The sequence below is a fragment of the Aeromicrobium sp. S22 genome (assembly GCF_009661045.1).
GTDB lineage: Bacteria > Actinomycetota > Actinomycetes > Propionibacteriales > Nocardioidaceae > Aeromicrobium > Aeromicrobium yanjiei.
Map to the genome: position 1 here is coordinate 423,151 of NZ_WJWV01000002.1, position 23,800 is coordinate 446,950.

The window sequence follows — 23,800 nt, forward strand, 5'->3', positions numbered from 1 at the left end:
GACAAAGACGGGCCTAGACTGTCCGGCATGGCAGTCTCGGAGCGCCGCGCGGAGCGGAAGAGGGAGATCCTCGAAGCGACGCGCAACCTGTTCGACGAGCGCGGCGTGCGTGATGCCCAGATCGAGGACATCGCCCAGGCGGTCGGCATCAACCGGGCGATCATCTACCGGCACTTCTCGGGCAAGGAAGAGCTGTTCGCCGAGACGCTGGTCAGCTATCTCGAGGAGCTCGAGGGCCTGCTGGGTGAGGCCGACGACGCGTCGGACTCCCCCGACGTGCGGCTGGGCCACATCACCGAGGTGTTCCTGGACTTCGGTGTCCGCCTGCCGGCGTTCGTCGACTGCGCCCAGGCCCTCCTGCGTCGCCGCGGCGACGAGCTGCTCGAGGAGATCAGCGAGCCCGTGATGCTCTCGCTCGGCACCGCGATGACGGCGTGCCTGGCGCACGTGGTGCGCATCCTGGAGGCCGGCGTCGAGGCCGGCGACTATGTCGTCCGCGATCCCGACCTGCTCGCCAACATCTTCTACACGCAGGCCCTCGGCGTCCTCAACCTGGTGACGCTGCAGCTCGCGGTCCGCAAGCACAACGCCGGTCTGCCCGTCACGGGCCCCGTGCCGTTCGACGAGGTCAAGTCGCTCCTCACCCTCGCCGCCGTGGCAATGGCCCGCGGCACCGCCTGACCCCCGCCTGACCGCCGCCCGGGACCGATCTTTCGACGTTTGCGTCGTTCCGGCTGCGCAAACGCAGAGACATCCGTCCCCCGGGGAACGGATGTCTCTGCGTTCATGGTGTCCCAGCTGCCGAAAGGCCGAAAGATCGGTCCCCCCGGCGCGGGGTCAGGCGCCTTCGAGGATCGCGACGACGCCCTGGCCGCCGGCGGCGCAGATCGAGATCAGGCCGCGGCTGCCCTCGCCCTTCTGGTGCACCAGCTTGGCGAGGTTGGCCACGATGCGTCCGCCGGTCGCGGCGAACGGGTGCGCGGCGGCGAGCGACGAGCCCTTGACGTTGAGCTTGCTGCGGTCGATCGCACCGAGCGGCGCGTCGAGGCCGAGCTTCTCCTTGCAGAACTGCGCGTCCTCCCACGCCGCGAGCGTCGTCAGCACCTGACCGGCGAACGCCTCGTGGATCTCGTAGTAGTCGAAGTCCTGCAGCGTGAGGCCCTGACGCTCCAGCATGCGCGGCACCGCGTACACCGGAGCCATCAGCAGGCCCTCGGCGCCCGACACGTAGTCGACTGCGGCCGTCTCGTAGTCCACGAGGAACGCCTCGGGGGTCCAGCCGTTCTTGGCGGCCTCGTCCTCGGACGACAGCAGCACGACCGACGCGCCGTCGGACAGCGGCGTCGAGTTGGCGGCCGTCATCGTGGCCTCGTCACCGAACGACTTGCCGAAGACCGGCTTCAGCTTCGCGAGCTTCTCCAGGCTGGAGTCGGGCCGCAGGTTGTTGTCCTTCGTGACCCCGTGGAACGGCGTGACCAGGTCGTCCTGCCAGCCCTCGTCGTACGACGCGGCGAGGTTGCGGTGCGACGTCACGGCGAGCTCGTCCTGGGCCTCGCGGGTGATGCCCCACTCCTTGGTCGTGATGGCCTGGCTGTCGCCCATCGACAGACCCGTGCGCGGCTCGGCGTTGCGCGGCTGGTCGGGCGCGAGGTACGCGGGGCGGATCTTGGCGAACGCCGCGAGGCGTGCCTTGTTGTCCTTCGCGCGGTTGGCCTCGAGCAGGATCTTGCGCAGCTTGTCGCCGATCGCGAGCGGCGCGTCCGACGTGGTGTCGGAGCCGCCGGCGATGCCGACCTCGATCTTGCCGAGAGCGATCTTGTTGGCGACGAGGACAGCGGCCTGGATGCCGGTGTCGCAGGCCTGCTGGACGTCGAACGCGGGGGTGTCGGGCGAGAGCTTGGAGCCCAGGACCGTCTCGCGCGCCAGGTTGAAGTCGCGGCTGTGCTTGAGCACCGCGCCGGCCGCGAACTCGCCGACCCGCTCGCCCTGCAGGTTGAACCGCTCGACGAGGCCGTCGAGGGCGGCGGTGAGCATCTCCTGGTTGGACACGTCGGTGTAGACGGTGTTGGAGCGGGCGAACGGGATGCGGTTGCCGCCGATGACGGCGACGCGGCGCACCTGCTGCGGGCTTGCGGGGGACTTCTTGGCTGGGGTCATGTCCGCCATGGCGGTCTCCTCGATCTTCGTGAACGATGGTGCTGTACGTGATGAGCGCCGCATCCGGGGTGGCTGGACTGGCGCTGATTTCCGAGGCTACAGTTTCAAGATCATTCCAGATACCAATGGTATCCGAGAGATAGGACACACCCGCCTCATGACCGACCACTACCAGTCGCTCGCCCACAACCCGATCGGCCAGTTCGTCGTCAAGAACCTGGGTCTGCCCAATCCCCCCGTGCTGGAGCGCTGGACCGAGGGCGACCCCCTCGTCAAGGGAACCGTCCTCGTCGGCGCAGCCCCCGGCGGCCTCCTCGGCACCTCCCTCCACGCGACGCTCAAGGCCAGCGGCATCGAGGCCGTCGGCGTCCGTGCCGACAGCAAGACGTACAAGGGCCTCGTGTTCGACGCCACCGGGATCACCGACACCGCGGGTCTCGCCACGATGCAGCAGTTCTTCACCCCCGCGATGCGCAGCCTCGCCCGTTCGGGCCGCTTCATCGTGATCGGCCGGCTCCCCGAGCAGGCCGGGAGCGAGACGGCCGCGATCGCCCAGCGTGCGCTGGAGGGCTTCGTCCGCTCCGCCGGCAAGGAGATCGGCGGCAACGGCAGCACCGCCAACCTCGTGTACGTCGGCGAGGGCTCCGAGGGCGCGCTCGGCTCGACCCTCGAGTTCCTGCTCTCCCCCAAGTCCGCGTTCGTGTCGGGCCAGGTGATCCGCCTCGGGCTGACCGACCTCGTGGACGCCGACGCGGTCGCCGACCCCGCCAAGCCCCTCGCGGGCAAGGTCGCGCTCATCACGGGAGCGTCCCGCGGCCTGGGCGCGGCGATGGCCCGCACCCTGCACCGCGACGGCGCCTCGATCGTCGGGCTCGACGTCCCTTCCCTCAAGGACGATCTGGACGCCCTCATGGCCGAGCTCGACGGCACCTCGATCGCCGAGGACATCACGGCCGAGGACGCGCCCGCGGTCATCGCCCAGGCCCTCAAGGACGCGCACGGCGGCGTCGACATCGTGGTCCACAACGCCGGTATCACCCGCGACAAGCGGCTCAAGAACATGAAGACCGAGAACTGGAACCTGGTCATCGACATCAGCGTCGGCGCCCCCCAGCGCATCACTGCCGAGCTCCTCGACCAGGGACTCATCCGTCGCGGCGGCCGCGTCATCGGCATCTCCTCGATCGCCGGCATCGCGGGCAACAACGGCCAGACCAGCTACGGCACGGCCAAGGCCGGCGTGATCGGCTTCGTGCAGGACCTGTCCAAGCGCGTCGCCAAGGACGGCATCACGGTCAACGCGATCGCTCCCGGCTTCATCGAGACCGACATGGTCAAGACCATGCCGATCGGCATCCGCGAGGCGGGCCGTCGGCTCAGCTCGCTGTCGCAGGGCGGTCAGCCGATCGACGTCGCCGAGGCCATCGCCTGGTACGCCAACCCGGGCTCGTCCGCGATCTCGGGCAACGTCGTCCGGGTCTGCGGCCAGGCCCTGATCGGCGCCTGAGATGTCCACCCGGGTCTTCGACACGGCGCCCGCCACCCTCCCCCTCATGCTGAAGGCGGCGCTGCCGGCGATCCCCGTCCTCGGCGGCCTGCCCGGGATCAAGCACGCCACGGGAGAGGCGCCCGACCTGGAGCTGCAGCGCAACGGCGTCGTGACGGACCCGCAGCACCTCGACGCGTACAACGAGGTCTGCGGGTTCCCCCGCGGCGACCACCTGCCGACGCCGTATCCGCACATGGCGGCGTTCGGCCTGCACATGGCCTTGATGACCGACACGGCGTTCCCGTTCGCGCCGATGGGCCTGGTCCACCTGCGCAACACGATCCGGCAGCACCGCCGGATCCGCGTGGACGAGTCCTTCGACCTCACGGTGCGCGCCGCGGACCGCCGCCCGCACCCCAAGGGCTCGCTCATCGACATCGTCACGACCGCCTCGGTCGGCGACGAGGTCGTCTGGGACGAGGTCATGACGTTGTTCTCCCGGCACAAGGGCGGATCGGCCGAGACCACGGACGTCCCCCTGGCCGGGGTCGAGGCGCCCGACGGGGTCGTCCACTGGAAGCTCCGCGGAGACCTGGGCCGTCGCTACGGTGCGATCTCCGGCGATCGCAACCCGATCCACCTCTACCCGCTGACCGCCAAGGCGTTCGGGTTCCCGACCAACATCGCGCACGGCATGTGGACGCTCGCGCGCAGCCTCTCGGCGGTGCACAACAAGCTGCCCGACACGTTCACGAACGACGTGGAGTTCCGCAAGCCGATCCTGCTGCCCGGCACGGTCGTCTTCGGCTCGCGCAAGGACGGCGACGTGCTCACGTTCGGGGTCAAGGGCGCCAAGAAGCCCGTGACCCACCTGGTCGGGCGGGTCGTCCCCGGCGTCTGACCGGACGCCGTCAGGTGCGCGGGGTCAGGGGGCGGATCAGGCCCTCCTGGGCGACCGTCGCGACCAGCACGCCGTCCTGCGAGAACACCCGGGCGGTGCTGAGACCGCGGGCGCCGGACGCTGACGGCGACGTCTGGTCGTACAGCAGCCACTGATCGGCCGAGACCGGACGATGGAACCAGATCGTGTGGTCGAGCGACGCCGGCTGCACACGGTCGGAGCCGATGAACTGCCCGTGCGGCACGAGGCTCGCCCCGAGCAGGCTCAGGTCGCTGATGTAGGTGAACGCGGCGTTGTGGATGGGCCGGGAGTCGGGCAGCTCGCCGTCCGCACGGAACCACAGCCGCTGCGTGGCCGGCACCAACCTGCGCTGCGGATCGTCCGCAGGCCGGTTGTCGCCTATGTAGCGCATGTCGAAGGACGCCCACTCCTTCGTCCAGTGATCGACGGCATCCTGCCCCTGCAACGCGATGATGTCGATCAGCGGGGTCGCCTCGTCGGGCGACGGGACCTGCGGCATCAGGTCCTGGTGGTCCCAGCCTTCCTCGACGACCTGGAACGACGCGGTCATGTAGAAGATGATCTCGCCGTGCTGGCGCGCCGCGACCCGCCGGGTCGTGAACGAACGACCGTCGCGGACGTTCTCGACGTCGTAGACGATCGGGATCGTCGGATCCCCGCCGAGGATGAAGTACAGGTGCAGCGAGTGCACGTGACGGTCCTCGGGGACGGTCAGCTGCGCGGCCATCAGCGCCTGCGCGGCGACCTGGCCGCCGAACACCCGCTTCAGGGACGACGACTCGGGCTGCGATCCACGGAACAGGCCGACCTCGAGCTGCTCGAGGTCGAGGAGGCCGATGACGTCAGAGAGGGAAGCAGGCACGCCCCCACCCTAGAGGACGCTCAGCCCTGGTCGTTCTTGCGCTGCCTCGCCAAGAACTGCTCGAACTGGTCGGCGAGCTCGTCGCCGCTCGGCAGGTCCTCGTCGCTCGCGAGCAGCGACTGGGCCGCACCGCGGGTGAACGCGTCGTACTGCTCCTCGAGGCCACCGAGCAGCTCCTTGCCGCCCTGCTCCTCGATCTGCTGCTCGATCTCCAGCAGCGCCGCACCCTGGCGGGCCCGCAGCGCGTCGACGTCGATCGCGAGGCCCGTGCGGTCGACGAGGGCGTCGATCAGCGCGAGCGCAGCGGTCGGGTAGTCGATCTGCGCGAGGTAGTGCGGCACGTGCACGACGTAGCCGGCGGCATCGTGCCCCCACTGCCCGAGCCGGTACTCCAGCAGGGACTGCGCCGACGACGGCACGGTGACCTGGGCGGACCACAGGTTCTGCCGGTCGACGAGCTCGGGGCGGGTGCCGTGCGCGGTGATCATGGCCGGACGCGTGTGCGGGACGCCCATCGGGACGGCGCCGAGTCCCAGCGTCAGCGGGACGTCGTGCTCCTCGATGAGGTCGTGCACGTCGGCCACGAACCGCTCCCACTGGAAGTCGGGCTCGGGCCCAGCGAGAAGGAAGTAGGGCACACCGTTGGCGTCGTGCTCGAGGACGACCTGCAGCTTGGGCTCGTCGTAGTCCGCGTAGTGGTTCTCGCGGAAGCCGATCATGGGACGTCGGGCCCGGTAGTCGAGCATCTCGTCGACGTCGAACTCGTGGATGACCTCGCCGTGGTCGGTGCGCAGCTGTGCCGCGGCAAGACGTGCGGCCGAGCCGGCCCCGAGGAATCCGTCGAGGGCGTGGATCAGCACCGGGCCACTGCCGTCGCGGCGACGTGGCTGGTCAGGGGTTCGTCGAAAGCGCCAGTTCTTCATCGCCATGATCAACCACTCACCCGTTCGCGCTATTCCGGCCCAGCCGCGCCAAGGTGTCGTCGGCCACGGACCGGGCGGTGAGACCCAGCCGGCCCAGGATGACGTCCCGCTTGGCGTGGTCGAGGAACTCCTGCTCGATGCCGTGCACACGGATCGGCGTCTCGATGCCCGCATCGCGTACGGCCTGCGTGTAGGCCGAGCCCACTCCCCCGTGACGGCCGTTGTCCTCGACGGTGACCACGAGGTCGTGGTCGCCGGCCATCTGGACGAGCGCGGGGTCGAAGGGCTTGCTCCAGCGCGGGTCGACGACCGTGACGCCGTAGCCGGCGGCACGAACGAGATCGGCGGCCTCGGCGGCGAGGTGGCCGAACGCGCCGACGGCCACGATCAGCACGTCACGGGCGTCGTCGCGCGACAGTACGTCGAACGTGCCGATGCGCTCGATCGCCGGCAGGTCGTCGCAGACCGCGCCCTTGGCGAACCGGATGACGGTCGGGGCGTCGTCGACGTCGACCGCCTCGCGCAGGAGCTCACGCAGCTGCGAGCCGTCGCGGGGCGCGGCGAGGCGCAGCCCGGGGACGATCTGCAGCAGGGACATGTCCCACATGCCGTTGTGGCTCGCGCCGTCGTCGCCCGTCACGCCCGCGCGGTCGAGCACGAAGGTGACCCCGCACTTGTGCAGCGCGACGTCGAGCAGCACCTGGTCGAACGCCCGGTTGATGAACGTCGCGTAGACCGCGACGACGGGGTGCAGCCCGCCCATCGCGAGGCCCGCGGCGCTGGTGACGGCGTGCTGCTCGGCGATGCCGACGTCGAACACGCGGTCGGGGAACTTGTCGGCGAACGCGTCCAGGCCGACCGGGTAGAGCATCGCGGCGGTGATGCCGACGACGTCGGGACGCTCGTCGGCGATGCGGACGATCTCGTCACGGAACACCGACGTCCAGCCGGCCGGGGCGATCGTCACGGCCTCGCCGGTCGCGCGGTCGAACGGGCTGGCCTGGTGCATCTGGTCGTTCTCGTTGGCAACCGCGATGTCGTAGCCCTGGCCCTTGGTGGTCAGCACGTGCACGAGGACCGGTCCGCCGAACTTCTTGGCCTGCGCCAGGGCGCGCTCGACGGACGCGCGGTCGTGACCGTCGACGGGGCCGATGTACTTCAGGCCGAGGTCCTCGAACATGCCCTGCGGCGCGAGGGCGTCCTTGACGCCCTTCTTGATCGCGTGCAGCGCCTCGTACGCCTTGGTGCCGCCGAACGGCGTCGCGTTGAGGCGCTCGCGGATCGCGCTGAGGGTCGTCTCGTACTTGGGGTTGGTGCGGATCTCGGTCAGCCGGTTGGCCAGCCCGCCGACCGTGGGGGTGTAGGAGCGGCCGTTGTCGTTGACGATCACGACGAGGCGGCGGTCCTGGTCGGCGGCGATGTTGTTGAGCGCCTCCCAGGCCATGCCGCCGGTGAGCGCGCCGTCACCGATGACCGCGACGACGTGGTCGTCCTTGCCGAGCAGCAGATTGGCCTTCGCCATGCCGTCCGCGTAGGACAGGCTCGTGGACGCGTGGGAGTTCTCGACCCAGTCGTGCTCGGACTCGGATCGGCTCGGGTAGCCCGAGAGCCCGCCCTCGGTGCGCAGCGAGCCGAACTCGTTCGCGCGGCCGGTCAGCATCTTGTGGACGTACGACTGGTGGCCGGTGTCCCACACGACACGGTCCTTGGGGGACTCGAACACCCGGTGGATCGCGATGCCCAGCTCGACGACACCGAGGTTGGGCCCCAGGTGCCCGCCGTTGGACGCCACGGACACGATCAACAGCTCACGGATCTCGGCGGCGAGCTGATCGAGCTCGTCCTCGCTGAGGTGCTTGAGGTCCGAGGGTCCCGACAGCCTGCCGAGGATGCCCATCGCTGTCTCCTTCCCTCCAGATGCCATAGGAATCAGTCTATCGACGTCACGCGAGCCCGCTGGGTCGTACCTCCTGATAACGGCCACGCAGGTGCACCATCGCATCGGCGTCACCGACCTCGACGTGCTCGATCGTCCCCTCGACGAGCAGGCCCCAGCCCACCTGGCGCGGCGGGGCGTCGGCGCGGCGTACGCCCAGCCAGCCCGCCGTCGCCCCCAGGACGGGTCCCCAGTCGCTGTCCGACCAGCTGCCCAGCGTGAACGGCCCACCCGGTGCGGGGGCCGTGCCCGCGAACGCATCGGCGAGGAAGCGGTGCTCGGCGCCCAGCACGTTGACGACCCAGGCCTCGGGGCCCTCGTCCCAGAACGACGAGTCGGCGTCGACCAGCCCGAGCACCCGCGCGGGCTCGCCGTCGGCCACCAGGACCGAGGAGATCGTCAGGCCCGCACGGCTGCGCCCGGTCCCGGTCGCCCACACCGTCACGGGCGCGGGCATCCGGCCGCGCAGACGGCGCAGCGGGTCGCGGTCGCCCTCGGGCGGGACGAACGGGTGGTCCGAGTGGATGGTCACCCGGCCAGCGTACGAGGACAGGTGGGCGTCGGACGTTCACCTGCGGGACGCGTGTCTGTCGTCGGGCCGTCATGGTCGAGGTTGACACTGGGAGACATGAGCCACGAACAGGCCAACCGCTCCCCACTGGTCATCGGGCACCGGGGCGCGCCGGGCTACGCGGTCGAGCACACCGAGCGGTCGTACCGCATCGCGATGGAGTGCGGCGTCGACCTGGTCGAGCCCGACCTCGTGCCGACGGCCGACGGCCATCTGCTGTGCCGCCACGAGAACGAGCTGTCCCGCACGACCGACGTCAAGAAGGTCGCGGCCCTGCGCGACCGCCGGACCACCAAGGTGATCGACGGCCGGGAGCACACCGGCTGGTTCAGCGAGGACCTCACCCTCGAGGAGCTCGCGATGCTGCGGGCCCGCGAGCGCCACCCGGTCCTCCGCAGCCACAACACCCGGTGGACGGACGAGCCGCTGCTGACCCTCGACGCCACGATCGCGCTCGTGGCTGCCCACAACCGCGAGCAGGGCACGCGGGTCGGCCTGTGCCTGGAGCTCAAGAGCGCCCGACACTTCGCCGAGACCGGTGCGCCACTGGACGATCTGCTGCTGGACGCCCTCCGCCGCTGCGCCGCAGACCTGCCCGACGTCCCGATCCGGGTCGAGGCGGACGACCCCGCGGTGCTGCGCTCGCTGTCCGAGCGCAGCGGCCTGCCCATGCTGCAGCTGCTGAACTCGTCCGCCGATCTGTTGCGCATCGGCGGCCTCGACCAGGTCTCCACGTACGCCGCCGCGCTGGCGGTGCCCAAGCGGCTCGTGGTCCGTCCCGCGACGAGCCGGTCCCCCCGGCGACGCTCCCCGCTGGTCGAGCGCGCCCACCGCGCAGGGTTGGACGTCTACGTCTGGACGCTCCGCAGCGAGAACCGCTACCTGCCGCCCGAGCTCCGCACCGGCACGGACAACGAGATCGGCTTCGCCGACCCGGAGTACCGCGAGCTCTTCGACGCCGGCGTGGACGCGGTCTTCACCGACCACCCCGACACGGCCGTCGCCTGCCGGGATCGCTGGGTGTCGCGACGCGCAGCGGGTGCCGGCGTCCGGCGACACCGCGCGCTCGCCGCCTGACGACCCTTGACTTAGTTCAAGAGTCGTACTAAACAGGGTGAATGGCATCTGATCTCGTTCTCGGAGTCGACTCCTCCACGCAGTCGACCAAGGCCGTGCTCGTCGATGCTGCGACCGGCGAGGTCGTGGCGCAGCAGTCGGCCAAGCACCCGGCCGGGACGGCGGTCGACCCCCGCGCCTGGCTCGAGGCGTTCGACCGCGCCACCGACGGGCTGCTCCCCCGTGCGTCCGCGGTCGCGATCGGCGGCCAGCAGCACGGCATGGTCGCGCTCGACGCCCACGGGGAGCCGGTCCACGACGCGATCCTGTGGAACGACACCCGCTCGGCCCGCGAGGCGCGCGACCTGATCGACGAGCTGGGCGGGCCCGACGCGTGCGCGGAGGCCGTCGGCAGCGTCCTGGTCGCGTCCTTCACCTCGACCAAGCTGCGCTGGCTGCGTGATCACGAGCCCGACGCCGCGAAGCGTACGCACGAGGTGCTGCTGCCCCACGACTACGTGTCGCGACACGTCACTGGCGGCGAGGCGTTCACCGACCGTGGCGACGCGTCGGGCACCGGCTACTTCTCCACCGCCGACGACGACTGGCGCCCCGATCTCGCGGAGTCCGCGCTCGGCCACGCGGTGTCGCTGCCGCGCATCGTCGCGCCGGCGGAGGTCGCGGACCGCACGTCGTCCGGGCTCGTCGTCGCGGCCGGCACGGGCGACAACATGGCCGCGGCACTCGCGCTCGACGTGCAGCCGGGCGACGTCGTCGTGTCGATCGGCACGTCGGGCGTCGCCTCGTCCATCAGCGACACCCGCATCGCCGACGGCAGCGGATCGGTGACCGGCTTCGCCGACGCGACCGGCCGCTTCCTGCCGATGGCGACCACGATGAACGCCGCGCGCATCCTCGACCTGCAGTGCCGCCTGCTCGGCGTCGACCACGACGAGCTCGGCCTCCTCGCGCTGATGGCACCGTCCGGCGCGAACGGCGTGACGCTCCTTCCCTACTACGACGGCGAGCGCACCCCCAACCGTCCGGACGCCACCGGCACCTGGTCGGGCCTGACGTCCTCCACGACCCGCGAGGACATCGCGCGGGCGGCGTTCGAGGCCCTGCTGTGCTCGCTCGCCGACGGTGTCGAGCTGCTGACCGGCATGACCGGCGTCCCGGCCCAGCGCATCCTGCTCGTCGGCGGCGCGGCCGGCAATCCCGCCGTCCACGCGCTCGCCCCCGCGCTCCTCGGCGCCCCCGTCACCGTGCCCGCCCCCGGTGAGTACGTCGCGCTGGGCGCCGCGCGGCAGGCGGCGTGGGCGCTGAGCGGATCCGCCGAACCCCCGACCTGGGCCGCGGCGATCGCCGAGACCCACACCGCTGAACCGACCCCTCTCGTGCGTGAGGCCTACGCACGGCTGCGCGACCGCACCGCCGACTGGGCCTGACCGCCCCCTACTGAAGACAGGTATGTCATGACGATCCCCACCCCCACCCCCCAGGACAAGTTCTCCTTCGGTCTCTGGACCGTCGCCTACGGCGGACGCGATCCGTTCGGCGAGCCGACCCGCGCCGAGATGGACCCCGTCTACGCGCTGGAGAACCTCGCGCGCATCGGCGCGTACGGCGTCAACTTCCACGACGACGACCTGATCCCGTTCGGCACCGACGACGCCGGCCGCGAGGCCATCATCAAGCGCTGGAAGAAGGGCCTGGACGACACCGGCCTGGTCGTCACGACGGCGACGACCAACCTGTTCACGCACCCGGTCTTCAAGGACGGCGGGTTCACCTCCAACGACCGCGACGTCCGCCGGTTCGCGATCCGCAAGGTCATGCGCAACATCGACCTGGCCGCCGAGCTCGGCGCCAAGGTGTACGTCGCCTGGGGCGGCCGTGAGGGTGCCGAGTCCGGCGCCGCGAAGGACGTCGCTGCCGCGCTGGACCGCTACCGCGAGGCGTTCAACGTCCTCGGCGAGTTCGTGCACGACAAGGGCTACGACATGAAGTTCGCGATCGAGCCCAAGCCCAACGAGCCCCGCGGCGACATCTTGCTGCCGACTATCGGGCACGCGCTCGCGTTCATCAACACCCTCGACCGCCCCGAGAACGTGGGCGTCAACCCCGAGATCGGGCACGAGGAGATGGCCGGCCTCAACGCGGCGCACGGCTACGCGCAGGCCCTGTGGCAGGGCAAGCTCTTCCACATCGACCTCAACGGCCAGACCGGCCCGCGCTACGACCAGGACTTCCGCTTCGGCGCCGGCAACGTCCGTGGCGCGTTCTGGGTCGTCGACACGATCCTGGCCGGTGGCTACGACGGACCCGTGCACTTCGACTTCAAGACGCCCCGCACCGAGGACGACAACGGCGTCTGGGCGGCGGCGGCCGGCTGCATGACGAACTACCTGATCCTGCGCGACAAGGTGCAGGCGTTCCGCGCCGATCCCGAGGTGCAGGCCGCACTCGAGGCCGCCAAGGTGGCCGAGCTGTCGGTGCCCACCCTGTCCGTGGGCGAGAGCTGGGCCGACCTGGAGCGGGCCGAGATGGCCGATCCCGAGCAGCTGGCTGCGCGCGGTGCGGCGTTCGAGCACCTCGACCAGCTCGCGCTGGAGCACCTGTACGGAGTGCGCGGCGCGTGAGTCCGACCGGTGCGCCGGCCGGCACCGAGCAGGTGCGCAGGCAGAACACGGGCCTCGTCCTGCGCTCGTTGCGGGCCGAGGGGCCTGCCACGCGCACGGAGCTGGCTCGGCGCACCGGACTCGCCAAGGCCACCGTCGGCACGATCGTCGGTGAGCTGGCGGCCGTGGGCGCCGTGACGGAGGACGTCACGGCCCCCACGGCGTCCGGGCGCGGTCGCCCCGGCAAGCCCGTGACCCTGACCGGCGAGTCGATCCTGGGGCTCGGGCTCGAGGTCAACGTCGACTACGTCGCAGCGGTGGCCATCGATCTCGCGGGGCGCGTCAAGGTCGTCGAGACCCGGCCCGTCGCGACCGCGGGACAGCCGCCCAGCACGACCGAGCTCGTGGAGCTCGCGACCGACGTTCGTACGTCCCTGATGGACAGCGGCCACACCGTCGTCCGCGCGACCGTCGCGGTGCCGGGGCTCGTCGCCCACGACAACCGGACGGTGTCGTGGGCGCCGAACCTCGGGTGGGGCGGGCGCGAGCTCGCTGCTGAGCTGGAGGGCGCGTTCGGCCACGCCTGCCCCACCACGATCGACAACGATGCGAACTGCGCGGCCCTCGCGGAGGCCTCGCACGGCGTCGCGAGGGACGTGCAGAACTCGCTCTACCTGACCGGCACGATCGGCATCGGCGCCGGCATCGTGCAGCGCGGCCAGCTGTTGCGCGGCGGCTCCGGCTTCGCCGGCGAGGTCGGCCACATGCCGATCGGCGACCCCGAAGCCGTCTGCGGCTGCGGCCGCCTCGGCTGCTGGGAGGCCTCGGTCGGTTTGCGAGCCATGCTCGCCGCGGTCGGCATGGACGAGCACGCCACTCCCCTGCAGACCGCCACCGCCGTCGCCGACCGGGCCGCCACCGACGAGGCCGTCCGCGCGGCCCTCGAGGATCTCGGCCATCATCTCGGCCGCGGCCTCGCCACCCTCGCCGCGGTCCTCGACCCCGCCGTCATCGTCCTCGGCGGCTACTTCGTCCCGCTGGGCGAGTACGTCGTACCGGCCGCCAGCGCCGTCCTGGCCGAGCGCATCCCCTCGGCCGACATCCACCTCCCCGAGATCCGTCTCAGCACGCTCGGCATCCACGCCGCCGCCCTGGGTGCGGCGGAGGATGCGCTCGCGGACGTGTTCACGGGCGCCGTCTCGCTCTGATCTGAGGCAGCGGTCGTCAGCGCGACGTTGGTCATGCCCCCACATCATTTGCACCTCGGGCGGCGTGCATACGTGAGAGGCTGTGCCGTGCCAACTTCCCCCGAGCGCGCCCCTGACCTGGACGACGTGCTGGTCCGCAACAACGTGAAGGTACTGGGGCCGCAGGATGCTCCCGTCCTGCTGCTGGTGCACGGTTTCGGCTGCGACCAGAGCATGTACGGACGACTCCTGCCCTTCCTGCGCGAGGGCGACATGTTCCGGATCGTCATGTTCGACCACGTGGGGGCGGGCGGCTCGGATCTCGGTTCCTATGACCCGGTGGCGTACGGCACGCTGGACCGATACGTCGACGATCTGCTCGAGATCTGTGAGGCGCTCGACCTCAAGGACGTCACCGTGGTGGCCCACAGCATCGGCGCGATGATGGCGATCACCGCGGCGGTGCAGCGCCCGGACCTCCTGGCGCGAATGGTGTTGCTGGCTCCGTCGCCGTCCTATCTCGACGACGATGCCGCGGGCTATGTCGGCGGCATGTCGCACCCCGACGTGGAGGACCTGCTCGACTCGCTGGACGACAACCACATGGCGTGGGCCTCGGCGATGGCTCCGGTCGTGATGGGCAACGCTGAGTCGCCCGAGCTCGCCGGCGAGCTGGAGGACAGCTTCTGCCGGGTCGATCCGCGCGTGATGCGGACGTTCGCCCGGGTCACCTTCCTGTCCGATGTTCGTGATCTGCTGCCTGCCGTGACCGTCCCGAGCTTGATCGTGCAGTGCTCGAGTGATGCCCTGGCTCCGTTGTCGGTCGGAGAGTATCTGCACGCACAGCTGCCAGGGAGCGAGCTGGTGGTGCTCGACGCCACCGGCCACGTGCCCCAGGTCAGCGCCCCGGCCGAGACGGCGCGAGTCCTGCTCTCCTACGCCGCCACATGACCTCGACGGACTTCGAGGCCGTCTTTCGGGCGGCGTCCACCGGCTTCGTCCTCACGGCTGCCGATGGCACGATCGTGGAGGCCAACGACTGGTTCTCGACGTGGACGGGCCTGGGTCGCGCCGAGCTGCTCGGCACCTCGTTCCTGCGACTGCTGCCGGTCGGCGACCGGATCGTGTTCTCCACCCGCACCGCTCCCCTGCTCGACCTCGCGGGCCGGGTCCCCGAGATCGCCGTCACCGTCCTCGGCGCCGATCGCGTTCGGCTCCCCGCCACGCTGGGCGCCTCGCGGGTGATGACGGAGCCGGACGTGACGCTGTATGTCGTCGTGCCGAGGCGCGAGCGATCGTTCGAGGAGACGCAGCTGATCTCGGCCGTGCACCGGGCCGAGGACGCCGACGCCCGTCGCAGGAGAGCTGAGGAGCACCTCGCGCGCGTCGCACGCCACGACACCCTGACCGGCCTCTTGAACCGGACCGGGGTGGTCGCCGCGATTGCAGATCGTTTCACCTCCCTCCAGCCCGGGCAGGAGATCGGGGCGTGCTGGATCGGGCTCGATCACTTCCGCGTCATCGTCGAGAGCCTCGGGCGTGCAGCGGGTGACGACGTGCTCAACACGATCGCCCGACGGCTCGGCGACCGGTTCGGGGAGGGCGCGCTCGTCGGCCGGGTGGGCGGCGACGAGTTCGTCGTCGCCCTGCGCGAGGGGTCGCTCGAGGCCCACGCGGACAGCATCCTTGCCCTCGTGGCCGAGCCCATGAGGGCCGACGACCTCGAGATCGTCGTGTCCGCCAGCATCGGACTGGCCACCGGGAGCCGAGTCTCTCCTGGTCGCGCAGGCGCGGCCGCTGCCGCCGAAGCCCTCTTGCAGCACGCAGGCACCGGCATGCACGCCGCCAAGGCAGCTGGTCGAAACAGGTGGAAACGTTCGGCGGTCGTCGATGATGACTCCGGACTCGACGAGATCCGACTTCTCGGCGAGATCCGTACGGCTATCGCAGAAGGTCAGCTCCGCCTCGAGTACCAACCTCAGCTGGACCTCCGCACCGGCGGGGTCCACGGGTTCGAAGCGCTCGTCCGGTGGGACCACCCGGATCGCGGCCCCATCGCGCCATCAGGATTCATCCAGGTGGCGGAGAAGAGCGGGTTGATCAGCCAGATCGGCACCTGGGCGTGCGCCACGGCCATCGCGCAGGCCGTCGAGCTCACCAGTTCTGCCGGCCCGGTGCAGATGTCGGTCAACATCTCGGCGCGCCAGCTCGGGGAGGCACGGTTCGCCGACACCGTCCTGTCGCTGCTGCGCGCGGAGCGCCTGGACCCCGGCTTGCTGACGCTGGAGCTGACCGAGACCGGCCTGATCACCGACGCCCCTCAGGTCGGCGAGAACGTCCGGGAGCTCCACGAGCACGGCGTGCAGCTGTCGATCGATGACTTCGGCACCGGCCACGCCAGCTTTGCCTATCTCAACGAGTTCCCCATCGACGAGATCAAGATCGACAAGTCATACGTCGACGGCCTCGACACCTCGCCGGAGTCCACCGCGATCGTGGTGAGCTGCATCGAGCTCGCCCACGCCCTCTCGGTCGCCGTCGTCGCGGAGGGCGTGGAGACGCCGGCCCAGCTCTCGCGTCTCACCGAGCTCGGCTGCGACATCGCTCAGGGCTACCTCTACTCCCGTCCTCTGCGCGCAGAGGACGTCGCCGCCTGGCTCACCGACCATCGTTGACAGCGGATCTCTGTTGACGACCCGGTCCCAGGCCCTTCCATCTCGACGGCGCTGAGTGGTAACGTCCCGGGATATTCCTATTAGGAATAGTGCGAACGACGGGAGCGTCCGGATGAGACCACTTCGATACTCGATCAACGTCACGATCGACGGCTGCTGCCATCACGAGGCAGGCCTGCCACCTGGTGAGGAGTCGATGGGCTACTGGACCGCCGAGATCGAGCGCGCCGACGCTCTCCTGTTCGGCCGGGTGACCTACGAGATGATGGAGTCGGCGTGGCGGAAGCCGGCCTCGGGCGTGTGGCCTGACTGGGTGGAGGACTGGCAGCGCCCGTTCGCCGAGACCCTCGACCGGGCGAAGAAGTACGTCGTGTCGAGCACGCTGAGCGTGGCCGACTGGAATGCCGAGCTGATACGAGGCGACCTGGGACGGGCGGTCCAGCGGCTCAAGCACGAGTCGGGCAACGGCCTGTGGGTGGGTGGCGTGACGCTCCCCTTGGCGTTGGCAGACCTGGGACTGATCGACGAGTACGAGTTCCTCGTGCAGCCGGTGCTCGCCGGGCACGGACCGACGTTGCTCGCGGGCCTGCATGAGCGCATCCAGCTTGAGCTCGTGGACCGCGAAGAACTGAAGTCGGGGGCCATCGCCGTGCGCTACCGACCCACGCGAAGCGCGGACTGACGCGAGCCCCGGAGATCTCACCGCGTCGCGAAGTACGTCTGCAGTCGTCGCTGCCGGTGCTTGAAGAATTCGTCGACCACCCGGGCGAGAAGAGCGTCCAGCCCCGGGATGGGCAGCCTCGGCTGAAGAGTCACCCGATCATGCACGCGCGTGCCACCGGCAACGGGAGTCAAGGTCCGCTCGTGCTCCCACCGGCGCATGCTCATCATGGTCGATCGCTCCAGGAACCGGACCCCGGTCTCGAGCTCAACCACGGTCAGGTGATCGAAGTCGAATGGGATGAGGCCGAACAGCCGCAACCAAGCGCGGCCGACGGGCCGACCGAGCGGAATGGTCTCCACCGTCAACCCGGCCGCTCGACGCGGAAGACTCATCGTCATCCAGGGCCGCATCTCGTGGTTGATGCCATCTGGATGGACCACCCGGTCCCAGACGACCGCTGTAGTCGCCGAGACCTCGACGTGGTTCTCGACGATCCTTGCTGCCACACGACGATCCTTGCGCATCAGCTCCGGCCACGTCCAGAACACTGATGTCCACAACGTCAAAACGGTCTGCGGTCGCGGCCGAAGGGAGTGTCAGTGGCGACGTCTAGGTTTGAGGTATGGCCACGACGACAGCTCCGACGACGCAGGCGCTGTCGGACGCTGTCCGGCGCCAGGCCCTGGCCGAGGCGCACACCATCCAGACCATGCTGGACTACCGGGACGCCGAGATGGCACGCACTGCGCAGATCGAGTCGTCGCTGCGGCGCAAGATCGAGCGGTCCGCGATCGCGCTGACCATCGGTGAGGCCACCGGCATGTCCGAGGCACAGATCCACCTGCGGCTGTCGATCGCTGACCGCGTGCGCGAGAAGACACCCCTCGTGTGGGAGGCATTCGTCGACGGGCTGATCGACTTCTCCCGGGTCCGCGACATCAGCGCGACCATCGAGAAGCTGCACCGTCCCGAGTCGATCGCCCGCCTCGAGAGTCGGGTCATCGGCTACGCGACCAGCCACACCGGCACCGAGCTGCGGCAATGGTTGCGGCGCTTCGTGCAACGGGTCGAGGCTGATCTGGCTACCGAACGCGCCGACACCGAACGAACCCAGCGGCGCGTGACTGTCACCCATGGGGACGACTCGATGTCCTGGCTCAACGCCTACCTGCCGTCCCATCAGGCAGCGGCCATCGAAGCGCGCCTGCGCAAAGACGCGCGCAAGCCGGCTGCCCCGGACGATGACCGCACCGTGGCCCAGCGTGAGGCCGACCTGCTGGTCGCCTGGTGCACCAGCTCCGAGGCCGTCACCTCAGCCGTGGACGCGAACATCGCGGTCACCGTCGCGGCAGATGTCCTCGCCGGTGCGGCTCCCGGGCTTGCCGAATCCACCGACGGGACATGGGCCGTCCCCGCCCCGTGGCTTGAGGACGTGATCGCGACCGGCAGCACGTTTTGGCACCGCATCGTCGTCGACCCGGTCACCGACGACGTCCTTGCGCACGAGTACGTGGGCCGGTTCGCCCCGGACACCCTCGCTCTAGCGCTGCAGTTCCTCCACGGCGTCTGCCAAGCACCCGGGTGCAGGGTGCCGTCGGAGCGGTGCGATCTCGACCACCGAATACCCCACCCCGCCGGTCCGACAACGGGCGACAACATGGGGCCGCTCTGTCGAAGACACCACAATCTCAAGGGACACGGACTCCTGCACTGGTCGACCAGCCCGCCGAGACCGCCGTCCGAACCGATCGTGATAGAGCTCTACCCACCCGCTCCCCCCATCGCGATCGAGTACGTCGCCGCCTGACGCATGCCGCCGCCGAGCGGGTGGAACCGCGCCTAGTTCTGCGCCAGGATCTGCTGCCCGGTGACCAGCGGGTAGGTGGAGAGGTCGGTGCCGTCGAGGTCGACGTGATGCATGTCGACTGATGTGATCTGGCTGTTCTCGTAGGTCGTGTAGTAGTAGATGCCCTTGTCGGTGTTGCAACACGACGAGTAGATCGTGATCTCGTACTTGTCCCCGACCTCCACGCAGCCCCGCTGCTGCGCGACGGAGCCAAGGATGTGGAAGAACTGACTGATGGCCTCGGACTCGGACTCACCAGAGACCGAGTTCACCGCGGTGAACGCCGCCTTGACGAACCGGGACATCGAGGAGAGGTCGCCGGGCAGACCGACGGCACCCAGTCCCCTGCTGTAGGTGTCGAGCTGCAGCGTCTTGGAGAAGTGGTTCTCCGGCTGCGCGGTCGACATGCTCGCGTAGTTGTTGAGATTGAACAGCTGGATGTCGAACGTCGGGTTGTTGGTCAGCAGGCCCACCGGGTTGTCGTAGACCCGCAGCCCGTCCTTGACCGACTCCACCGTGATCGACTCCTCGCGGTCGGAGATGATCCAGTGCAGCGGTGACAGGGGGAACTCAGCGCTGAACGGGATGTCGACCAGCACCATCTCCTGCAAGGCCTCGCGCGCCTGGGAGACGGTCTCGAGCTGGCCGAGGATCCAAGGGATGAACTCGAACGGCGTGATGTTGTTCCTGCCCGGCGTCTCGGGCTTGTAGTCGGCGTTGCCGGGGAAGTTGAGCCCCGCCATGCTCAGGCCCTTCTCGTTGGTCGCGTCGTAGTAGAGCGGGTAGCCGTCGGCCACCGTCGTCATGCCGATCAGCGCGTGGTGAGTCGTCACGTCGTCCACGGTGCGGAACGGGAGCGGGAAGTTGCGCGGGGTGATGGTGACCGACTCGTGATAGGAGAACTCCAGGTCCAGGTTGCGCCCGAAGTAGTGATCCTTGGCGACATAGTTCGTTGCAGTGCACACGGGGCGACCTCCACTGTTGTGTCCGGCACGGGCTGGTGCCGACGCTAGGAGAGGTCATCGGATCAGCGACAGGGGCCTTCGGCACTGTCAGGCAGGTGCCGTCCCGGGGCGGATGAGCCCGCTCTGGTACGCGGCGACCACCAGCTGAGCCCGATCCCGTGCGCCCACCTTCATCATGGCCCGGTTCACATGGGTCTTGGCCGTGAACGGTGAGACGAACAGACGCTCGGCGATGTCGTCGTTGGTGAGGCCGTGGGCGACCAGGGCGACCACCTCGCGCTCCCGGTCGGTCAGCGCCGGCAGGAGCGTCGAGTCCAGCCCCGCCGCCGCGCCCGTGACCTCCGGCCTGGCGTAGCGGCTGATCAGGGCCCGGGTCGCCTTGGGCGAGAGCAGGGCGTCGCCGGCAGCGAGGGTCCGGATCGCCTGCACCAGGTCTTCCGGGTCGACGCTCTTGCCCAGGAACCCGCTGGCTCCGGCCTCGACCGCCTCGAGAACGTACTCGTCGAGCTCGAAGGTGGTCAGGATGAGGACGCGGACCCCGGCCAGGTCCTCGTCGGCGCAGATGAGACGCGTCGCCCCGAGACCGTCCAGCTCGGGCATGCGGATGTCCATGACGACCACGTCCGCCCGGGTCTCGCGGACCAGGTCCACCGCCTCCCGCCCGTTGACGGCCTCCCCCACGACACACAGGTCGGAAGCGGCATCGATCAGCGATCGGAAGCCCGCCCGGATCAGCCCCTGGTCGTCCGCGATGACCACACGGATGCTCACGTGTGCACTCCCTCTCGGTCAGGCAGCCGGACCGACACCTCGAACCGTCCACCGGGACCGTGCCCAGCCATCATCTGACCACCGACCGCAGCGACGCGCTCGCGCATCCCGATGAGGCCGAAGCCGGCGCCTCCGGAGTGATCGTCGGCCTCGCGGTCGCCGACGGGGTTGGTCACCTCGAGCTCGACGCCGGTCGACTCGTAGCAAATACTCATGGTGGCCGGTCCCGTCCCGTGCTTGTGGGCGTTGGTGAGCGCTTCCTGGAGCACCCGATAGGCCACGAGATCGGCTCCCCCGGCGATCGCACGGGGGCTGCCGGACACCGACTGCCGGATGCTCATGCCCGCGGCCCGGAAGGACGCGATCAGGTGCTGGACCTGGGCGAGACCAGGCGCGGGCGAGTGCGGGTCCACCTCCTCGTCCTGTTGACGCAGGACGTTCAGGACGTCGCCCAGCTCGTCGAGGATCGCCCTCCCCGCGTCTCGCACGTGCTCGATCGCCGTCAGCGCTGCCGGCGGGTCGGCCAGCACGAGATGACGTGCCACCGACGCCTGCACGTTCACGATCGCGACCCGGTGGGCGATGACGTCGTGCAGCTCGCGGGCGATGCGGAGCCGCTCCTCGGCGACCCGCCGGGCCGCCTCCTGCTCACGGGTGCGCTCGGCTCGCTCGGCGCGTTCCTCGACCGCCTCGACGTAGGCACGACGCGCGCGCACCGTCATGCCCACCGCGGCCGCGACCGCGAACGAGGAGACGTGCTGGAACGCCTGCGGGTCCGGCGGCCACGGGGTGGTCGCCAGCGCGACGGCCGTTCCCACGCCCAGCGCCGAGCCCGCGAAGCCCAGCACCGTGGCGATCCAGCCGCTCGCGGCGGCGAACGAGTACAACGCGACGAACGGCACGAAGGAGATCGTCGACGGCCCCCCGTCCAGGAGGATGACCACCGCGGCGCCCACCACGGTGCCGACCAGCACGGCGGCCGGGTGACGCCGGCGGAAGGCCAGCCCGGCACAGGTCAGGACGGCGACGACGGCGGCAGCACCGGACAGCGGAGAGGCGTCCGCGCGTCCCGAGTCGGGCACGAGGACCACGATCGGCATGAGCGCCACCGCCAGCAGTACATCGAACGCCACAGGGTGCGCCTGATGGAGCACGCGCACGTCGCTGAGGCTGGGCATGCGCACAGCCTACGAAGCGCGGCGGCCCGTGGCGTCGGATTGCTGCAGTACGTGCGGCGTACTGCGATCGCAGTACCTGACCCGTCTGCGCGCCCTGACCTGCTGCGTCTGCGGCAGGCGTAGGTGTCTGCGCCAGCACGACGACCGGGCGACCTCGAGCGACGAGGCTCTTTCTCGACGCCGGAAACACCGGCGACGAGAGGGGAACATCATGATCGAGCTTCAGCACCTGACCAAGCAGTACGGCTCCAAGACGGTGGTGGACGACCTGACCATCACCGTGAAACCCGGGGTGGTCACCGGCTTCCTCGGCCCCAACGGGGCAGGCAAGTCGACCACCATGAGGATGCTGGTCGGGCTGGAGGAGCCGACGAGTGGGACCGCCACCGTGAACGGCCGCCCGTACCGCGAGCACTCCATGCCGCTCGGTGAGCTCGGCGTCCTGCTGGACGCCGGCGCCACCCATCCTGGACGTTCGGCCCGCGACCACCTCCTGGCCCAGGCCCAGACGCACGGACTGCCGGCCCGCCGGGTCGACGAGATGCTCGAGCTGGTCGGGCTCGCCGAGGTCGCCAAGAAGCGGGTGGGCGGGTTCTCCCTCGGCATGGGACAACGCCTCGGGATCGCCGGCGCCCTCCTCGGGGACCCGCAGACGGTGATGCTGGACGAACCGGTCAACGGACTCGACCCCGAGGGCATCCGCTGGATCCGCGAGCTGCTGCGCGAGCTCGCCGCGGAGGGCCGCACGGTGTTCGTCTCGTCCCACCTGATGACCGAGATGGCCATGACGGCCGAGCACCTCGTGATCATCGGCCGCGGCAAGCTGATCGCGGACCTGCCGGTGGCCGAGCTCATGAGCAGGTCCGTCCGCAGCGTCCGGGTCCGCAGCCCTCAGGCGGCACTGCTGCAGCCGCTGCTCACCGGCGACGGCGTCACCGTGACGACCGAGGCGGACGGAACGCTCGACGTCATCGGCCTCACCCCCGAGCAGATCGGCGCCCGGGCCAGCGAGGCGTCAATCCCCGTGCACGAGCTGAGCAGCAACCAGGCCTCGCTCGAAGAGGCGTTCATGGAGCTCACCCGAGACTCCGTCGAGTACAGCGGCGAGACCACCACCGTCCCCTCCACCGACAAGAAGGCCTTCTCATGAGCATCTCCACCGATCCCCGCCACATCACGATGCGCGGAGTGATGCGCTCGGAATGGACCAAGATCCGTTCAGTGCGCAGCAACATGGTCACACTGGCCGCGGCAGCAGCGGCGCTGCTGTTCATCGGCCTGATCTTCTCCGCGATGGTCGGCGGGGTGGTGGGCAGCACCCAGACGGACGTCGAGGGCGACACCGCCGGCGCAGCCCTGGCCGGGGTCCAGATCGCCCAGCTGATCATCGGCGTGCTCGGCGTCCTCGTCATCACCAGCGAGTACAGCACCGGGCTGATCCGGACCACGCTGACGTCGGTGCCGTCCCGGTTGCCCGTGTTCGGGGCCAAGGTCGCGGTCCTGGCCGTCACCACGATGGTCGCGCTCGGTGCGAGCGCCTTCATCGCGTTCTTCGCGGGACAGGCCCTGATCGACAGCGGCGGCATCGACACCGTGTCGTTGGGTGATCCCGGCGTCCTTCGGGCCGTCGTCGGTGCCGGCGCCTTCCTGACCGGCACCGCCCTGATGGGCCTCGCGATCGGCACGCTGCTGCGCAGCACGGCAGGGGCGATCTCGGTCCTGTTCGGGGTCATCTTCCTGCTGCCGGCGCTGGGCACGATCATGCTGCCTGCCGGCTCGCGGGATCAGGTCCTGCAGTATCTGCCGTCCATCGCCGGCAGCTCATTCACCTCGGTGGCACCGGAGTCGTCCATCCTCAGCCCCGCCGTCGGCGCGGCCGTCTTCGCAGCCTGGATCGTCGTCCCCCTCCTCGGGGCCGCCGTCGCCTTCAAGCGCCGCGCCGCGTGACCGTGTCATCCATCCGAGCGCCCGCCCGCT

Annotated in this window: 22 protein-coding genes; 13 read left to right on the forward strand and 9 right to left on the reverse strand. The window is 69.9% G+C overall.

Translation table 11 applies throughout. The features are described 5' to 3' along the window. The first annotated feature begins 27 nt into the window (after positions 1–27). Positions 28–681: a TetR/AcrR family transcriptional regulator gene (locus tag GEV27_RS10740; protein ID WP_153934251.1), complete on the forward strand. Its 654-nt coding sequence runs from the start codon at positions 28–30 to the stop codon at positions 679–681. Positions 682–837: 156 nt separating this feature from the next. On the opposite strand, the gene GEV27_RS10745 is transcribed toward GEV27_RS10740, so the two are convergent. Next, on the reverse strand, positions 838–2,166 hold the full coding sequence (locus GEV27_RS10745) for an acetyl-CoA C-acetyltransferase (RefSeq protein ID WP_228765150.1): 1,329 nt from the start codon (positions 2,164–2,166) through the stop codon (positions 838–840). Positions 2,167–2,314: 148 nt separating this feature from the next. On the opposite strand from GEV27_RS10745, the gene GEV27_RS10750 reads away from it, so the two are divergent. Together GEV27_RS10750 and GEV27_RS10755 are read left to right on the forward strand one after the other, a co-directional pair. Then, positions 2,315–3,664: a 3-oxoacyl-ACP reductase gene (locus GEV27_RS10750; protein ID WP_153934254.1), complete on the forward strand. Its 1,350-nt coding sequence runs from the start codon at positions 2,315–2,317 to the stop codon at positions 3,662–3,664. Position 3,665: 1 nt separating this feature from the next. Beyond that, a complete protein-coding gene (locus tag GEV27_RS10755) occupies positions 3,666–4,547 on the forward strand; it encodes a MaoC family dehydratase (RefSeq protein WP_153934255.1) in 882 nt (293 codons plus the stop codon). A gap of 10 nt (positions 4,548–4,557) precedes the next feature. Here the strand turns inward: GEV27_RS10755 and GEV27_RS10760 are convergent, their stop codons facing one another. From GEV27_RS10760 to GEV27_RS10775, 4 genes are read right to left on the reverse strand one after another with little or no spacing between them, the layout of a single operon-like run. Beyond that, a complete protein-coding gene (locus GEV27_RS10760; RefSeq protein WP_153652537.1) occupies positions 4,558–5,430 on the reverse strand; it encodes an acyl-CoA thioesterase II in 873 nt (290 codons plus the stop codon). A gap of 20 nt (positions 5,431–5,450) precedes the next feature. Next, a complete protein-coding gene (locus tag GEV27_RS10765) occupies positions 5,451–6,359 on the reverse strand; it encodes a PAC2 family protein (RefSeq protein WP_153652536.1) in 909 nt (302 codons plus the stop codon). 10 nt (positions 6,360–6,369) lie between these two features. Further along, positions 6,370–8,250 (reverse strand): 1-deoxy-D-xylulose-5-phosphate synthase, encoded by a 1,881-nt coding sequence (gene dxs, locus GEV27_RS10770; RefSeq protein WP_153934667.1) that lies wholly within the window; start codon positions 8,248–8,250, stop codon positions 6,370–6,372. Positions 8,251–8,296: 46 nt separating this feature from the next. Beyond that, the gene (locus GEV27_RS10775) at positions 8,297–8,821 is read right to left on the reverse strand and encodes a flavin reductase (RefSeq protein ID WP_309222178.1); all 525 of its coding nucleotides are present in this window, start codon (positions 8,819–8,821) and stop codon (positions 8,297–8,299) included. A gap of 96 nt (positions 8,822–8,917) precedes the next feature. Here GEV27_RS10775 and GEV27_RS10780 point away from each other — a divergent pair, with 96 nt between their 5' ends. The 7 genes from GEV27_RS10780 (at position 8,918) to GEV27_RS10810 (ending at position 17,081) form a co-directional block, all read left to right on the forward strand. Beyond that, positions 8,918–9,937 (forward strand): glycerophosphodiester phosphodiesterase family protein, encoded by a 1,020-nt coding sequence (locus GEV27_RS10780; protein WP_153934256.1) that lies wholly within the window; start codon positions 8,918–8,920, stop codon positions 9,935–9,937. 41 nt (positions 9,938–9,978) lie between these two features. Then, the gene (gene xylB / locus GEV27_RS10785; RefSeq protein WP_153934257.1) at positions 9,979–11,364 is read left to right on the forward strand and encodes a xylulokinase; all 1,386 of its coding nucleotides are present in this window, start codon (positions 9,979–9,981) and stop codon (positions 11,362–11,364) included. Positions 11,365–11,391: 27 nt separating this feature from the next. Further along, positions 11,392–12,558: a xylose isomerase gene (gene xylA, locus GEV27_RS10790; protein ID WP_153911394.1), complete on the forward strand. Its 1,167-nt coding sequence runs from the start codon at positions 11,392–11,394 to the stop codon at positions 12,556–12,558. After that, entirely contained in the window at positions 12,555–13,745 is a 1,191-nt protein-coding gene (locus GEV27_RS10795) for an ROK family transcriptional regulator (protein WP_194944180.1), read from the forward strand. The genes xylA and GEV27_RS10795 overlap by 4 nt, the downstream gene beginning before the upstream one ends. Positions 13,746–13,832: 87 nt before the next feature. Next, on the forward strand, positions 13,833–14,675 hold the full coding sequence (locus tag GEV27_RS10800) for an alpha/beta hydrolase (protein WP_309222179.1): 843 nt from the start codon (positions 13,833–13,835) through the stop codon (positions 14,673–14,675). Then, positions 14,672–16,399 carry a bifunctional diguanylate cyclase/phosphodiesterase gene (locus tag GEV27_RS10805; RefSeq protein WP_153911396.1) on the forward strand — a complete coding sequence of 576 codons (1,728 nt, stop codon included), beginning with the start codon at positions 14,672–14,674 and terminating at the stop codon, positions 16,397–16,399. The genes GEV27_RS10800 and GEV27_RS10805 overlap by 4 nt, the downstream gene beginning before the upstream one ends. A gap of 112 nt (positions 16,400–16,511) precedes the next feature. Further along, positions 16,512–17,081 carry a dihydrofolate reductase family protein gene (locus GEV27_RS10810; protein WP_153911397.1) on the forward strand — a complete coding sequence of 190 codons (570 nt, stop codon included), beginning with the start codon at positions 16,512–16,514 and terminating at the stop codon, positions 17,079–17,081. 17 nt (positions 17,082–17,098) lie between these two features. Here the strand turns inward: GEV27_RS10810 and GEV27_RS10815 are convergent, their stop codons facing one another. Beyond that, positions 17,099–17,569 carry a hypothetical protein gene (locus tag GEV27_RS10815; RefSeq protein WP_208430833.1) on the reverse strand — a complete coding sequence of 157 codons (471 nt, stop codon included), beginning with the start codon at positions 17,567–17,569 and terminating at the stop codon, positions 17,099–17,101. Positions 17,570–17,685: 116 nt separating this feature from the next. Between GEV27_RS10815 and GEV27_RS10820 the strand changes: the two genes are divergently transcribed. Further along, positions 17,686–18,870 carry an HNH endonuclease signature motif containing protein gene (locus tag GEV27_RS10820; RefSeq protein ID WP_153934263.1) on the forward strand — a complete coding sequence of 395 codons (1,185 nt, stop codon included), beginning with the start codon at positions 17,686–17,688 and terminating at the stop codon, positions 18,868–18,870. A gap of 32 nt (positions 18,871–18,902) precedes the next feature. On the opposite strand, the gene bsh is transcribed toward GEV27_RS10820, so the two are convergent. The 3 genes from bsh to GEV27_RS10835 form a co-directional block, all read right to left on the reverse strand. Then, complete coding sequence (bsh, locus tag GEV27_RS10825; RefSeq protein ID WP_309222180.1) at positions 18,903–19,874, reverse strand: choloylglycine hydrolase; 972 nt, start codon at positions 19,872–19,874, stop codon at positions 18,903–18,905. A gap of 87 nt (positions 19,875–19,961) precedes the next feature. Further along, entirely contained in the window at positions 19,962–20,645 is a 684-nt protein-coding gene (locus tag GEV27_RS10830; RefSeq protein WP_309222181.1) for a response regulator transcription factor, read from the reverse strand. Further along, entirely contained in the window at positions 20,642–21,823 is a 1,182-nt protein-coding gene (locus GEV27_RS10835; protein ID WP_153911399.1) for a sensor histidine kinase, read from the reverse strand. Before GEV27_RS10835 ends, GEV27_RS10830 begins: the two co-directional genes overlap by 4 nt. 211 nt (positions 21,824–22,034) lie before the next feature. On the opposite strand from GEV27_RS10835, the gene GEV27_RS10840 reads away from it, so the two are divergent. Together GEV27_RS10840 and GEV27_RS10845 are read left to right on the forward strand one after the other, a co-directional pair. Beyond that, positions 22,035–22,973 carry an ABC transporter ATP-binding protein gene (locus tag GEV27_RS10840; RefSeq protein ID WP_153911400.1) on the forward strand — a complete coding sequence of 313 codons (939 nt, stop codon included), beginning with the start codon at positions 22,035–22,037 and terminating at the stop codon, positions 22,971–22,973. Beyond that, positions 22,970–23,770 (forward strand): ABC transporter permease, encoded by an 801-nt coding sequence (locus tag GEV27_RS10845; protein ID WP_153911401.1) that lies wholly within the window; start codon positions 22,970–22,972, stop codon positions 23,768–23,770. Before GEV27_RS10840 ends, GEV27_RS10845 begins: the two co-directional genes overlap by 4 nt. Positions 23,771–23,800 lie beyond the last annotated feature (30 nt).